Source organism: Massilia sp. CT11-137, from assembly GCF_047302885.1.
Classification (GTDB): Bacteria; Pseudomonadota; Gammaproteobacteria; order Burkholderiales; family Burkholderiaceae_D; genus Telluria; species Telluria orientalis.
The window spans coordinates 290,709-303,452 of the sequence record NZ_JBKYMP010000001.1 but is presented as its reverse complement, the minus strand read 5'-3'; the positions used below and the strand labels follow the sequence as shown (position 1 = coordinate 303,452).

The 12,744-nt window shown below is 62.6% G+C and carries 10 protein-coding genes and 1 pseudogene; 10 read left to right on the top strand and 1 reads right to left on the bottom strand.

The genetic code is table 11. From position 1 onward, the window contains the following. The first annotated feature begins 827 nt into the window (after positions 1-827). The 8 genes from ACEN98_RS01390 (at position 828) to ACEN98_RS01355 (ending at position 8,849) form a co-directional block, all read left to right on the top strand. Positions 828-2,453 (top strand): GMC family oxidoreductase, encoded by a 1,626-nt coding sequence (locus ACEN98_RS01390; RefSeq protein ID WP_413380829.1) that lies wholly within the window; start codon positions 828-830, stop codon positions 2,451-2,453. Positions 2,454-2,589: 136 nt separating this feature from the next. After that, positions 2,590-3,363 carry an ABC transporter ATP-binding protein gene (locus tag ACEN98_RS01385; protein WP_413380827.1) on the top strand — a complete coding sequence of 258 codons (774 nt, stop codon included), beginning with the start codon at positions 2,590-2,592 and terminating at the stop codon, positions 3,361-3,363. Beyond that, positions 3,360-4,067 carry an ABC transporter ATP-binding protein gene (locus ACEN98_RS01380; protein ID WP_413380825.1) on the top strand — a complete coding sequence of 236 codons (708 nt, stop codon included), beginning with the start codon at positions 3,360-3,362 and terminating at the stop codon, positions 4,065-4,067. The genes ACEN98_RS01385 and ACEN98_RS01380 overlap by 4 nt, the downstream gene beginning before the upstream one ends. Positions 4,068-4,087: 20 nt before the next feature. Then, positions 4,088-5,290, top strand: a complete 1,203-nt coding sequence (locus tag ACEN98_RS01375) for an ABC transporter substrate-binding protein (RefSeq protein WP_413380824.1) — start codon at positions 4,088-4,090, stop codon at positions 5,288-5,290. A gap of 20 nt (positions 5,291-5,310) precedes the next feature. Next, the gene (locus tag ACEN98_RS01370) at positions 5,311-6,195 is read left to right on the top strand and encodes a branched-chain amino acid ABC transporter permease (protein WP_413380822.1); all 885 of its coding nucleotides are present in this window, start codon (positions 5,311-5,313) and stop codon (positions 6,193-6,195) included. A gap of 10 nt (positions 6,196-6,205) precedes the next feature. After that, positions 6,206-7,186: a branched-chain amino acid ABC transporter permease gene (locus ACEN98_RS01365; RefSeq protein ID WP_413380820.1), complete on the top strand. Its 981-nt coding sequence runs from the start codon at positions 6,206-6,208 to the stop codon at positions 7,184-7,186. Beyond that, positions 7,183-8,019, top strand: coding sequence for an alpha/beta fold hydrolase (locus tag ACEN98_RS01360; protein WP_413380818.1), 837 nt, complete (start codon positions 7,183-7,185; stop codon positions 8,017-8,019). Before ACEN98_RS01365 ends, ACEN98_RS01360 begins: the two co-directional genes overlap by 4 nt. 59 nt (positions 8,020-8,078) lie before the next feature. Beyond that, positions 8,079-8,849: a sulfite exporter TauE/SafE family protein gene (locus ACEN98_RS01355; RefSeq protein ID WP_413380816.1), complete on the top strand. Its 771-nt coding sequence runs from the start codon at positions 8,079-8,081 to the stop codon at positions 8,847-8,849. Positions 8,850-8,867: 18 nt separating this feature from the next. Here ACEN98_RS01355 and ACEN98_RS01350 read toward each other — a convergent pair. Continuing rightward, a pseudogene (locus ACEN98_RS01350) lies at positions 8,868-9,914 on the bottom strand (DUF1176 domain-containing protein). A 146-nt stretch (positions 9,915-10,060) separates the two neighbouring features. Between ACEN98_RS01350 and mnmG the strand changes: the two are divergent. Beyond that, positions 10,061-11,995, top strand: coding sequence for a tRNA uridine-5-carboxymethylaminomethyl(34) synthesis enzyme MnmG (mnmG, locus tag ACEN98_RS01345; protein ID WP_413380814.1), 1,935 nt, complete (start codon positions 10,061-10,063; stop codon positions 11,993-11,995). After that, positions 11,992-12,639 (top strand): 16S rRNA (guanine(527)-N(7))-methyltransferase RsmG, encoded by a 648-nt coding sequence (gene rsmG, locus ACEN98_RS01340; protein WP_413380812.1) that lies wholly within the window; start codon positions 11,992-11,994, stop codon positions 12,637-12,639. The genes mnmG and rsmG overlap by 4 nt, the downstream gene beginning before the upstream one ends. The last annotated feature ends 105 nt before the right edge of the window (positions 12,640-12,744 follow it).

The window sequence follows — 12,744 nt, the reverse complement described above, 5'->3', positions numbered from 1 at the left end:
GCAGTCGAGCAGTCGTTACGTCAGCATTTTTTGGATGCGGTGGCGTTCAGTTCTTTTTTTTTGCAGACAGAAGAGCGTTCGCGTCGTGTCTGCTTCGCCGTCGATCGCTGCCGGGCGAGTTGTCCTTCTTTAGTTAACTTGGATAGAAAGAAAGGATAGTAATAATAGTAAACGCCGGCTGAACTGTGGATAAACGGGATTTTTTCCACAAGCTCAAGGGTTTACGTGCGTCGAAAGCGGTCGAACAAACCTTGTTTCTGTCGAGGACCAAAACTGGAGAAAAAATTCGAGATCGACTTTCGTGGCAGTTCCGCACATTCGATCCTGTGGATATTCAGCAGCTTATCCACAAAAGGCCCGGAAACAGGGCGTTTGGGTGTCGCGGGTAGCTGGCCTGGTCGACGTCGGGCAGGTGTTGTGGTCATGAACGCATCCGGAGTCGGTCGATTTTTTTTGTTGAGCAGAACGATGTCGAGATCGGCGACGAGAAATTTTTTTCGACAGGGCCGCAGCTTTCAAGGCGGCTCGTCAGGTTTACAACCAGAAGCTTGTATACAGAATAATAGTAATAGTTAACGGTGCCACTCTTCTGTGGATAAGCCGGGTTTTTTCCACAACATCAAACGTTTACGGTTCGCATAAGACGGTGGGCTGGTCTTGTATGTGCCTTGTGGCAAAACTGGATAAAAATCCCGACTGTGCGAAAAACCGATCTTCCTCACATTTCGTACCTGTGGATATTCATACGCTTATCCACAGCCCAGGGACCCCTTGTTGAGCTTGATCATCTGGTAAGCTTGTTCAACCGAATCACGATGCGAGGGTCCATGGAGTCCGCAGGGGAATTCGATGTCATCATTGTCGGGGCCGGTACCGCCGGCTGTGTGCTGGCCAATCGCCTGACCCGCAGGTCCGACGTGCAGGTGCTGCTGATCGAGGCGGGCGGCAAGGACGATTACCTGTGGATCCACATCCCCGTCGGCTACCTGTACTGCATCGGCAACCCGCGCACGGACTGGTTGTATAAAACGGAAGCCGATCCCGGCCTGGCAGGGCGCGCGCTGATCTACCCGCGCGGTAAAGTGCTGGGCGGCAGTTCGTCGATCAACGGCATGATCTACATGCGCGGCCAGGCCGAGGACTACGACCGCTGGGCCGCCATCACGGGCGATCCCTCCTGGCGCTGGGATCATGTCCTGCCCATTTTCAAGGCGAGCGAAGACCATCACGGCGGTACCAGCGCCATCCACGGCAGCGGCGGCGAATGGCGGGTGGAGCGCCAGCGGCTGTCCTGGGAGATCCTCGACGCGTTCCGCGAAGCGGCCCACCAGACGGGCATCCCGAAAGTCGACGATTTCAACGGCGGCGACAACGCGGGTTGTGCCTATTTCGAAGTCAACCAGCGGCGCGGCATCCGGCTGAATACGGCGAAAGCGTTTCTCCGGCCGGCTTCCACGCGGCCGAACCTGACGATCATGACGGGTTGTCACGTCGAAAAGCTGTTGATCGGGCAGGCGGAGCAGGGCGTCGTCTGCCGCGGCGTGCAATTCACGGGCGGCGGCCGGGCATTCACGGCGACGGCGCGGCGCGAAACCCTGCTTGCCGCCGGTGCCATCGGCTCGCCGCATATCCTGCAATTGTCCGGCATCGGGCCGGCGGCTTTGCTGCATCGGCATGGGATCAACCCCGTCGTCGATGCGCCCGGCGTCGGCGAAAATTTGCAGGATCATTTGCAGCTGCGCATGGTCTACCGCATCACGGGCGCCCGCTCGCTCAACACGAGCGCCGCGTCGTGGTACGGCAAGATGAAAATCGGTGTGCAATATCTGCTGTTTCAGAGCGGGCCGATGTCGATGGCGCCGTCGCAGCTGGGTGCGTTCGCCAGGTCCGATCCCGGCCAGGCGACGCCGAACCTGGAATACCACGTGCAGCCGCTGTCCCTGGAAAAATTCGGCGATCCGCTGCACGGTTTTCCCGCATTCACGGCGAGCGTGTGCAACCTGCGGCCGACGGCGCGGGGGCACGTCCGGCTGGCGGCGAACGACAGTTACGCGCCGCCGAAAATATCGCCGAACTATCTCAGCACGCCGGAAGACCGCAAGGTGGCGGCCGACGCGCTGGCGCTGACCCGGCGCATCGTCGCGGCGCCCGCACTGGCGCAATACCGCCCGGAAGAATTCAAGCCGGGCCCGCACTACCGCACGGAGGAAGAACTGGCGGAAGCAGCCAGCCTCATCGGCACGACGATTTTCCATCCCGTCGGCACCTGCCGCATGGGGAAAATGGACGATCCGCTCGCCGTCGTCGACAGCACATTGCGGGTCAAAGGCGTCCGAGGGTTGCGCGTCGTCGACGCGTCCATCATGCCGACGATCACCTCCGGCAACACGAATTCCCCGACCCTGATGATTGCCGAAAAGGCGGCTGCGCTGATCGACAGCACGTGGTCATAGTGCGTTTTTGCACAACGGGTTTGCGCGCCGTCATGACGTAGCGCAGGGCGATCCGCCTGCCGCGTGCTGTATCTTGACGAGTTCCAAAAGTGTGTATGATTTGTAAAGCTTGAATGGACGAAAGCGGGGAGACGCAATGCCAGACGTCATTCTGGAAACACGTGATCTGACGAAGGAATTCAAGGGTTTTACGGCGGTCAACCAGGTGAGTCTGCAGGTGCAGCGCGGCCATATCCACGCGCTCATCGGACCCAATGGCGCCGGCAAGACGACGTGCTTCAACCTGCTGACGAAATTTCTTTCTCCGTCCGCCGGCCGTATCCTGTTCAACGGCACCGACATCACCTCGCTAAAACCGGCGCAGATCGCGCGCATGGGCATCATCCGCTCGTTCCAGATCTCGGCCGTTTTTCCTCACCTCACCGTGCTGGAAAACGTGCGCATCGGCCTGCAGCGCGCCCTCGGCACCAGTTTTTATTTCTGGCGCAGCGAAAAAACGCTGAACCAGCTCAACGATCGCGCCATGGCCTTGCTGGCCGAAGTGGATCTGGAAAACTTTGCCGACACCGTCACGGCCGACCTGCCGTACGGCCGCAAGCGCGCGCTCGAGATCGCGACGACGCTCGGCATGGAGCCGGAACTCATGCTGCTGGACGAACCGACGCAAGGCATGGGCCACGAAGACGTGCACCGCGTGACGGCATTGATCAAGAAAGTGGCGAGCGGCCGCACAATCCTGATGGTGGAACACAATATGAACGTCGTGTCCGGCATCTGCGACCGCATCTCCGTGCTGCAGCGGGGCGCCGTGCTGGCGGAAGGCAGTTACGCGGACGTATCGCGCAATCCGCAGGTCATCGAAGCGTACATGGGCAGCGCCGACAACAACCTGGCGGGAGCACACGGATGACGCCCGCACTGGAGATCGAGAACCTGCAAGCCTGGTATGGCGAATCGCACATTTTGCACGGCGTCAGCCTGACCGTGCAGCCGGGCGAAGTCGTCACCCTGCTCGGCCGCAACGGCGCGGGCCGTACGACCACCTTGCGCGCCATCATGGGCCTGACGGGCGCGCGCAGCGGGTCGATCAAGGTCAATGGCGTCGAGGCGATCCGCCTGCCCACGCACCGCGTCGCCCACCTCGGCATCGGTTACTGCCCGGAGGAGCGCGGCATTTTCGCGTCGCTGTCGGCCGAGGAAAACCTGATGTTGCCGCCGAAGTTGGCGGGTCAGGAGGCTGGCATGAGCGTCGCCGAGATCTACGAGATGTTCCCGAACCTGTACGAACGGCGCCACAGCCAGGGCACGCGGCTGTCCGGCGGCGAGCAGCAGATGCTGGCCGTCGCGCGCATCCTGCGCACGGGCGCGCGCCTGTTGCTGCTGGACGAGATCTCGGAAGGGCTCGCCCCCGTGATCGTGCAGGCGCTGGCGAAGATGATCACGACCCTCAAGGCGAAGGGCTACACGATCGTCATGGTGGAACAGAATTTCCGGTTCGCGGCGCCGCTGGCGGACCGGTTTTACGTCATGGAACACGGCCGCATCGTCACGACGATCGCGGCCGCGGAGCTGCAGGCCAGCATGCCGGCATTGACCGAGCTGCTGGGCGTTTGATCATTGACAACGGAGACCACATGAAAACAGCGATTGCCTTTGCCGCCGCCACCTTCGCGGCCGGTTTGTCCATGCCGGCGCTGGCCCAGATCTCGGGCGACACCGTCAAAATCGGCATGATCACGGATTTATCGGGCGTGTATTCCGACATCGACGGCAATGGCGGCGCCGAAGCCGTGCGCATGGCGATCGCCGATGCGGGCGGCGCCATCAACGGTAAAAAAATCCAGTTCATCGTCGCCGACCACCAGAACAAGCCGGACATCGCCGCCAGCAAGGCGCGCGAATGGTTCGACCAGCAGGGCGTCGACATGCTGATCGGCGGCACGAATTCCGGTGCGGCCCTCGCCATGGCCAAGGTCGCGGCGGAAAAGAAAAAGGTCTTCATCGCGATCGGTTCCGGCAGCGCGCAACTGACCAACGAACAGTGCTCGCCGTACACCGTGCACTACGCGTACGACACGGTCGCGCTCGCCCGCGGCACGGGCGCCACGATCGTGAAGCAGGGCGGCAAGAGCTGGTATTTCCTGACGGCCGACTACGCGTTCGGCCAGTCGCTGGAAAAGGACACGACCGATGTCGTCAAGGCCAATGGCGGCACCGTGCTGGGCAGTGTGAAGCATCCGCTGGGCGCGTCCGATTTTTCGTCGTTCCTGCTACAGGCCCAGTCGTCGAAAGCGCAAGTGCTGGGACTGGCGAATGCCGGCGGCGACTTCATCAACTCGGTCAAGGCCGCGAAGGAATTCGGCCTGACGAGCAAGATGAAGATCGCGGGTCTCCTGGTGTTCATCAACGATATCCACACCCTCGGGCTGCAGACGACGCAGGGACTCTACCTGACGGACGCGTGGTATTGGGACATGAACAACGACACCCGTGCGTGGGCGAAAAAATACTTCGCGAAGATGAAGAAGGAGCCGTCGTCGCTGCAGGCGGCGGATTATTCCGCCGCGATGAACTACCTGAACGCCGTCAAGGCGATTGGTACCGACGATGGCAACAAGGTCATGGCCCAGCTGAAAAAGACCAAGATCAACGACATGTTCACGAAGAATGGCGAGATCCGTCCGGACGGCCGCATGGTGCACGACATGTACCTGATGCAGGTGAAAACGCCGGCCGAGTCGAAGGCGCCATGGGATTACTACAAGGTCGTGGCCACGATTCCGGGTGCCCAGGCGTACACGACCAAGGCCGAGACCAAGTGCGCGGCGTGGAAGTGAGCCGGGCGTAAGCACGTCATATGGAAATTTTCGGCGTCCCCCTGCAGGCGATGATGAGCCAGCTGCTGCTGGGCCTGGTGAACGGTTCGTTCTACGCGATGCTGTCGCTGGGCCTGGCCGTCATCTTCGGCCTGCTCAACGTGATCAATTTCTCGCACGGCGCGCTGTACATGATGGGCGCGTTCGCCGCGTACATCGGCGTCACGTCGTTCGGGCTGAATTACTGGGCGATGCTCGTGCTGGCGCCACTCATCGTCGGCGCGTTCGGCATCCTGTTCGAAAAGACGATGCTGCGCTGGCTCTACCAGTTCGATCACCTGTACGGCCTGCTGCTGACCTTCGGCATCACGTTGCTGCTGGAAGGCGTGTTCCGCTCGTTCTTCGGCGTGTCCGGCCAGACCCTCGACGTGCCGGAAGCGCTGTCCGGCGCCACCGATCTCGGCTTCATGATCCTGCCGAACTACCGCGCCTGGGTCGTGTTCGCCTCGCTCGTCGTGTGCCTGGCGACGTGGTTCACGATCGAAAAAACGCGGCTGGGCGCCTACCTGCGCGCAGGCACGGAGAACCCGAAACTGGTCGAAGCGTTCGGCGTCAACGTGCCGTTGATGGTGACATTGACCTACGGCTTCGGCGTCGCGCTGGCGGGTTTTGCCGGCGTGCTGGCGGCGCCCGTCATCAACGTCACGCCGCTGATGGGCTCCAATCTCATCATCGTCGTGTTTGCCGTCGTCGTGATCGGCGGGATGGGGTCCATCCTCGGCTCCATCGTCACGGGCCTGGCGCTGGGCGTCGTCGAAGGGCTGACGCGCGTGTTTTATCCGGAAGCGTCGGAAGTGGTCGTGTTCGTCGTGATGGTGATCGTGCTGCTGCTGCGTCCGGCCGGCCTGTTCGGCAAAGAAAAATGAGGCGATGACCATGAACAGAACACTCGGCTACGGCCTCGCATTGGTGGTGGCGCTGGCGGCACCGTTCGTGGGCTACCCGGTCTTCCTGATGAAGCTGCTGTGCTTCGGGCTGTTCGCCTGCGCCTTCAACCTCCTGATCGGCTACACCGGCTTGCTGTCGTTCGGCCATGCGGCCTTCTTCGGCGGCGCCGGCTACGTCACGGGTCACGCGCTGGCGGTGCTCGGCTTGCCGTTCGAGGCGGCGCTCGTGCTGGGCGTGCTGGCGGCCGCGGCGCTGGGTGTCGTCATGGGGCTGCTGGCCATCCGGCGCCAGGGCATCTATTTTTCGATGATCACGCTGGCGCTCGCGCAGATGGTGTATTTCGCGGCGCTGCGCGCGCCGTTCACGCATGGCGAGGACGGGCTGCAGGGCGTCCCGCGCGGCAAGCTGCTGGGCAGCGTCGACCTCGGCAACGACCTGACCTTGTACTACGTCGTGCTGGCGATCTGCGTCGCCGGCTTTGCCCTGATCGTGCGCACGGTGCATTCGCCGTTCGGGCAAGTGCTGAAGGCGATCAAGGAAAACGAGGCGCGCGCCATTTCCCTGGGTTACGACGTCGATCGTTACAAGCTCGTCGCGTTCGTGCTGTCGGCCGCACTGGCCGGCCTGGCGGGCGCGACGAAGACCGTCGTGCTCGGCTTCGAAACGCTGACGGACGTGCACTGGACGATGTCCGGCCTCGTCATCCTGATGACCCTGGTCGGCGGCATGGGCACCCTGGCCGGGCCGATTTTGGGCGCTTTCCTGATCGTCGCACTGGAAAACAAGCTGGGCGACCTGGGGAACTTCCTGGCCGAGAAGACGCATGTAGAATGGTTCGCATCACTCGGAGAATCGGTGGGCATCGTCACCGGCCTCATCTTTGTTGCCTGCGTGTTGTTGTTCCGCCGGGGTATCGTCGGCGAGATCGCGGCGGCGCTCCACGCTCCGGTTTCAAGGAGACGCACGTGATCGACGAATCCCTCATGCTGGACGTGAACGGCATCCGCATCCACACGACGACGACGGGGCAGGGACCGGCGGTGCTGCTGCTGCACGGTTTTCCCGACACCCACATCGTCTGGCGCAAGCAGGTCCCCGTCCTGGCCGCCGCGGGCTTCCGCGTGCTGGCCCCGGACCTGCGCGGCTACGGCCGCAGCGACGCGCCGGGCGGCGTCTTCGACTACACGATGGACAAGCTGCGCGGCGACGTGCTGGGCCTGCTCGACGCCCTTCACATCGACAAGGTCTTCCTCGTCGGCCATGACTGGGGCGGCATCATCGGCTGGCAGATCGCGGCGCTGGCGCCGGAGCGCGTGCACCGCTACGTGGCGATGTCCACCGGTCACCCGTACGCCATCGCGCGTGCCGGCATCCTGCAGCGCTTGCGCATGACGTATATCCTCGGCTTCATCATGCCGGGCATCGCCGAGCATACGTTGCGCGCCGCCGACTGGTTCATCATGCGCCAGTTCACGGACGAGCCCGGCCAGGCCGACCACTGGAAGCGCGACCTGTCCCCGCCGGGGCGCCTGACGGCCGCCCTGAACTATTACCGCGCCAACCTGAGTCTCGCCCTGCCGCGCGGACACCGTCAGGTGAAAGTGCCCGTGATGGGCTTGTGGAGCGACCGCGACCCGGCCCTGGGCGAAAAGCAGATGCGCGACTCCGCGCACTACGTCGACGGCGAATTCCGTTTCGAGCGCATTCGCGGCGCGGATCACTGGCTGCAGCTGACGGCGGCCGACGAGGTCAACCGCCTGCTGCTGCAATTCCTGGAAGAGGGGCGGGCGGCGGCCGTCTGAGTTTGTTGCGTCGCAACAAGGGTGTCGGACTACAATAGCGCTTTTACGCGTGATTCATCATGTTCGATTTTGCCCTGCTGGCCGTCGCGGCCTTCGTTGCCGGTCTCGTGGATGCTGTCGTCGGTGGGGGCGGACTGATCCAGATCCCGGCGATGTTCGCCATGTTCCCCCGTGAGGTACCGGCAACGCTACTGGGCACGAACAAGCTGGCCGCGATGTTTGGCACGGCAGTCGCGGCCGTCAAATACTCGCGACGCGTGACGGTCGCCTGGAGCACGGCGGCGCCGGCGGCCCTCGCCGCATTCGCGCTGTCGTTCATCGGTGCGTGGACGGTGACCCGCGTGCCGGGCGATTTCGTCCGGAGTCTGCTGCCGCTGATCCTCGTCGCGGTGGCCGTGTACACGTACAAGAAGAAGGACCTGGGCGCCGTCCATGCGCCGGCCCACAGCGGCATGAAGGAGCGGCTGCTGGCGATGGGTGTCGGCGCCGCCATCGGTTTCTATGACGGCTTCTTTGGTCCCGGCACCGGCAGCTTCCTGATCTTCCTGTTCGTCCGCTTCTTCGGGTTCGACTTCCTCAGCGCGTCGGCGGCGGCGAAGATCGTCAACGTTGCCTGCAATATCTCGGCGTTGCTCTGGTTCGGCTACAGCGGCCACCTGCTGTGGCAGCTTGGCCTGCTGATGGCCGTGTGCCAGATCGCCGGCTCACTGGTCGGGACCAGGCTGGCGCTGAAGCATGGCAGCGGCTTCGTGCGCAAGCTGTTCCTCGTCGTCGTCGGGCTGCTGATCGTAAAGACAGCGTTCGACACGTTCAAGCGGCTGGGCTGGTGATTGTTTCACGTGGAACAGTCAACGCGACTTTCGGACGTTCGTCACGAGTGTCGGTAAATCCCATGCGCCACCGGGCGTGAACTGGCGGCACATGCCGGAAGTTTTGTCGGAGGTCTGGGCGAATGCGCGGCCGTCCCATGTCCAGGTCGCGGTTGCCACGCAGTCGGCAATGCCACGTCCTTTCTGGAACGAGGTAATGACGCCGTCATCGTAATCCGTGGCGGACGTGGTGACGGGGACGGCCGAGTAGGGCGGCTTCTTATTGACGACCCAGTAGCCCTCGCCCGTGTTGTACGCGGCGATCCAGCAGGTGTGCGACGCGAGCAGTTTGTCCTTCGCGAGCGGACGCACCTCGAGCTTGCCCGCCGATTCGGACGCCGCGTCCAGCAGCTCGCGATCGCCTTCCTTCACGGTCTGGCGCAATGCGGTTTTGATCTCGCGGGTCTGCGCCGGGGTAAGCTTGATGGGGTTCTTGTCCTGGCTGACCGGCCCCGCCTCGATTTCTGGCGCGCGCAATGGTGGCAGAACATTTGATTCTGGTTTGCTGCCCTTCGGCACCAACACGCCAAGCGTATCGAGCCTGCCCTGGAATTCGTCCATCTTGAGCAGCACGGCATTAGAGCCCGCCGTCGAGATAGTCCATGTCGTGCCCTGGCCGGACCAGGCGATGCGCCCGTCCTTCAGCAGGGCCGGCAGTAGTGCAGGCATTTGCGCATCGGTCAGCGTGAGCGTGGACGATGTCGGTTCGATGCGGGCCATACCGACGGCGCGGCCGTCGATGCTCATCGCAAGCTGGTCGGGGGCCGGATGGCGTTCATCTTCCGCCAGCTGCAGCTCGACCTTGATCGGCTAGTGCGGCCCGGCAGCGCGCGTCAACAGGATGGTCGCGTTCGGACCGTCGTCTTCTTCATTGTAGCCGGCTGCGCGACAGGTTCTCGTGTTGTCACAGACAAGTTCCCAGTCCTTGTGGCTGAACGTGGTCGACGGCAGATCCGAGTGCGGATACGCGCTGACGGTGGCGCTGGCGGCGAGCAAAAGACAGGTGAGAGGACGGCGTTTCGGCATGGCGGCAAGGTCGAGTGAGTGTGGCGAAAAGCCTAACACGGCGCTGTTTCACGTGAAACAAATCGTCGTTTTCGCGGCCGAGCCGAAGCCGCACGGAAAAAAGAATCTATAATCCCTTCTTAATCCTCCTCGCAACACACTCCATCATGCTATTTCCGACTGAATTCGACGTGATCGTCGTTGGTGGCGGCCATGCCGGCACCGAAGCGGCGCTCGCGTCTGCGCGCATGGGCCAAAAGACCCTGTTGCTCACTCATAACATCGAAACCTTGGGCGCCATGTCCTGCAACCCGTCCATCGGCGGCATCGGCAAGGGCCACCTCGTCAAGGAAGTGGACGCCATGGGCGGCGCGATGGCCATCGCCACCGACGAAGCCGGTATCCAATTCCGTATCCTGAACTCCTCGAAAGGCCCGGCCGTGCGCGCCACGCGTGCGCAGGCCGACCGCATGCTGTACAAGCAGGCGATCCGCTCGCGCCTGGAAAACCAGCCGAATTTGTGGCTGTTTCAGCAGGCCGTCGACGACCTGATGGTCGAAGGCGAGCGCGTCGTTGGCGCCGTCACGCAGATTGGCTTGCGCTTCCGTGCCCGCGCCGTCGTGCTGACCGCAGGTACTTTCCTTGACGGTAAGATCCACGTCGGTCTGCAAAATTACTCGGCCGGCCGCGCGGGCGATCCGCCTGCCGTGTCGCTGTCGTCGCGCCTGAAGGAATTGAAGCTGCCACAGGGCCGCCTGAAAACGGGCACGCCGCCGCGCATCGACGGCCGCAGCATCGACTTCTCCGTGATGACGGAACAGCCGGGCGACCTCGATCCGGTCCCCGTGTTTTCGTACATGGGCAATGCCGCGATGCACCCCAAGCAGTTGCCGTGCTGGGTCACGCACACGAATGCGCAGACGCACGACATCATCCGTAACGGCCTCGACCGCAGCCCGATGTACACGGGCGTGATCGAGGGCGTCGGCCCGCGCTATTGCCCGTCGATCGAAGACAAGATCCACCGCTTCGCATCGAAGGAGTCGCACCAGATCTTCCTCGAGCCGGAAGGTCTGACCACCAACGAGTTCTACCCGAACGGTATCTCGACGAGCCTCCCGTTCGACGTGCAGCTGGCCCTGGTGCGCTCGATGCGCGGCCTGGAAAACGCGTTCATCCTGCGTCCCGGCTACGCGATCGAATACGATTATTTCGACCCGCGCGGCCTGAAGGCGTCGCTGGAGACGAAGGCCATCCAGGGCCTGTTCTTCGCGGGTCAGATCAACGGCACCACCGGCTACGAAGAAGCGGCGGCCCAGGGCATGCTCGCCGGTATCAATGCGGCGCTGCAGACGCAGGGCCGCGACGCTTGGACGCCGTCGCGTTCGGAAGCCTATCTCGGCGTGCTGGTCGACGACCTCACGACGCAGGGCGTCGCGGAGCCATACCGCATGTTCACGAGCCGCGCGGAATACCGTTTGTCGCTGCGCGAAGACAATGCGGACATGCGCTTGACGGAGATCGGCCGCAAGCTGGGCGTCGTCGGCGATGCGCAGTGGGAAGCGTTCGAGCGCAAGCGCGAAGCCGTCGCACGCGAACTGGAGCGCCTGCGCGCGACGTGGGTGAATCCGCGCATCCTTGCCGCGGCCGAGTCCGAACGCGTAATCGGTCAAGCGATCGAGCGCGAATACAACCTGGCGGACCTGCTGCGCCGTCCGGGTGTCGAGTACGACAAGCTGGTTACGCTGCAGGGCGTCGAGGGCCAGGCGCTGGGCGGCCCGGGTGTGGAAGATCCGGCCGTGAAGGAGCAGGTCGAGATCCAGCTGAAGTATTCGGGGTACATCGACCGTCAGGCGCGCGAAGTCGAACGCCACGATCACTATGAAAACCTGAAATTGCCCGAGAACCTGAACTATCTCGAGATCGCGGCGTTGTCGATCGAAGTGCGCCAGAAGCTCGATAAGCAGCGGCCGGAAACGCTGGGCCAGGCCTCGCGCATTTCTGGTGTGACGCCGGCGGCTATTTCCTTGCTGCTCGTTCACCTGAAAAAGCGCGGCGCCAAGGGTTTTGGGAGTGTCCCGAACGAGGAATCGGCCGCATGAAGAATTTCGATCGAGCGGCCTTGTCCGCCGTGCTGGGCGAGGGGATCGCCGCGATGGGTCTCGACGTGAATCCGGCCCAGCAGGACAAGCTGATGAATTACCTGGCCCTGATGTTCAAGTGGAATGCGGTCTACAACCTGACGTCGCTGCGCGACCCGATGCAGATGGTCACGCACCATCTGCTGGACTCGCTGGCCGCCGTACCGGCCTTCGCGACCGCGCAGAATGTGCTGGACGTGGGTTCGGGCGGTGGTCTGCCCGGCATCGTGCTGGCAATCGTGCGGCCAGACATGAAAGTGTCGATGATCGACACGGTCCACAAAAAAACGGCGTTTCTTACGCAGGTGAAGGCGGAACTGGGCCTGGCCAACGTCACGGTGTACACGGCGCGGGTGGAGCAACTGCAGGTGAACGACAAATTCGACGTCATCACCTCGCGTGCTTTTGCCGACCTGTCGGATTTCGTCAACTGGTCCTCGCACCTGCTGGCAGACGGCGGACGCTACATCGCCTTGAAAGGGGTGGCGCCGAAAGACGAACAGGAACGCCTGCCGGCAGAGTGGAAGGTCGGCAAGGTGGAACCGCTGGACGTACCGAGACTAGGCGCCGAGCGCCACCTGGTATTCATCGAACGTTCCACGTGAAACAATCCCGTCGAAGCATAATCATATAAACTGTATAAACAGTTTATACCGTTAATATTATATAAATCGTATAAACCGTTTTAATGATATTAACCGTATGACTGA

Bases quoted from the DNA above. Each gene is read 5' to 3' on its own strand.
- ACEN98_RS01355 (WP_413380816.1), top strand. From the start codon at position 8,079: ATGTTCGATTTTGCCCTGCTGGCCGTCGCGGCCTTCGTTGCCGGTCTC.
- ACEN98_RS01370 (WP_413380822.1), top strand. From the start codon at position 5,311: ATGGAAATTTTCGGCGTCCCCCTGCAGGCGATGATGAGCCAGCTGCTG.
- ACEN98_RS01380 (WP_413380825.1), top strand. From the start codon at position 3,360: ATGACGCCCGCACTGGAGATCGAGAACCTGCAAGCCTGGTATGGCGAA.
- ACEN98_RS01375 (WP_413380824.1), top strand. From the start codon at position 4,088: ATGAAAACAGCGATTGCCTTTGCCGCCGCCACCTTCGCGGCCGGTTTG.
- ACEN98_RS01365 (WP_413380820.1), top strand. From the start codon at position 6,206: ATGAACAGAACACTCGGCTACGGCCTCGCATTGGTGGTGGCGCTGGCG.
- ACEN98_RS01390 (WP_413380829.1), top strand. From the start codon at position 828: ATGGAGTCCGCAGGGGAATTCGATGTCATCATTGTCGGGGCCGGTACC.
- mnmG (WP_413380814.1), top strand. From the start codon at position 10,061: ATGCTATTTCCGACTGAATTCGACGTGATCGTCGTTGGTGGCGGCCAT.
- ACEN98_RS01385 (WP_413380827.1), top strand. From the start codon at position 2,590: ATGCCAGACGTCATTCTGGAAACACGTGATCTGACGAAGGAATTCAAG.
- rsmG (WP_413380812.1), top strand. From the start codon at position 11,992: ATGAAGAATTTCGATCGAGCGGCCTTGTCCGCCGTGCTGGGCGAGGGG.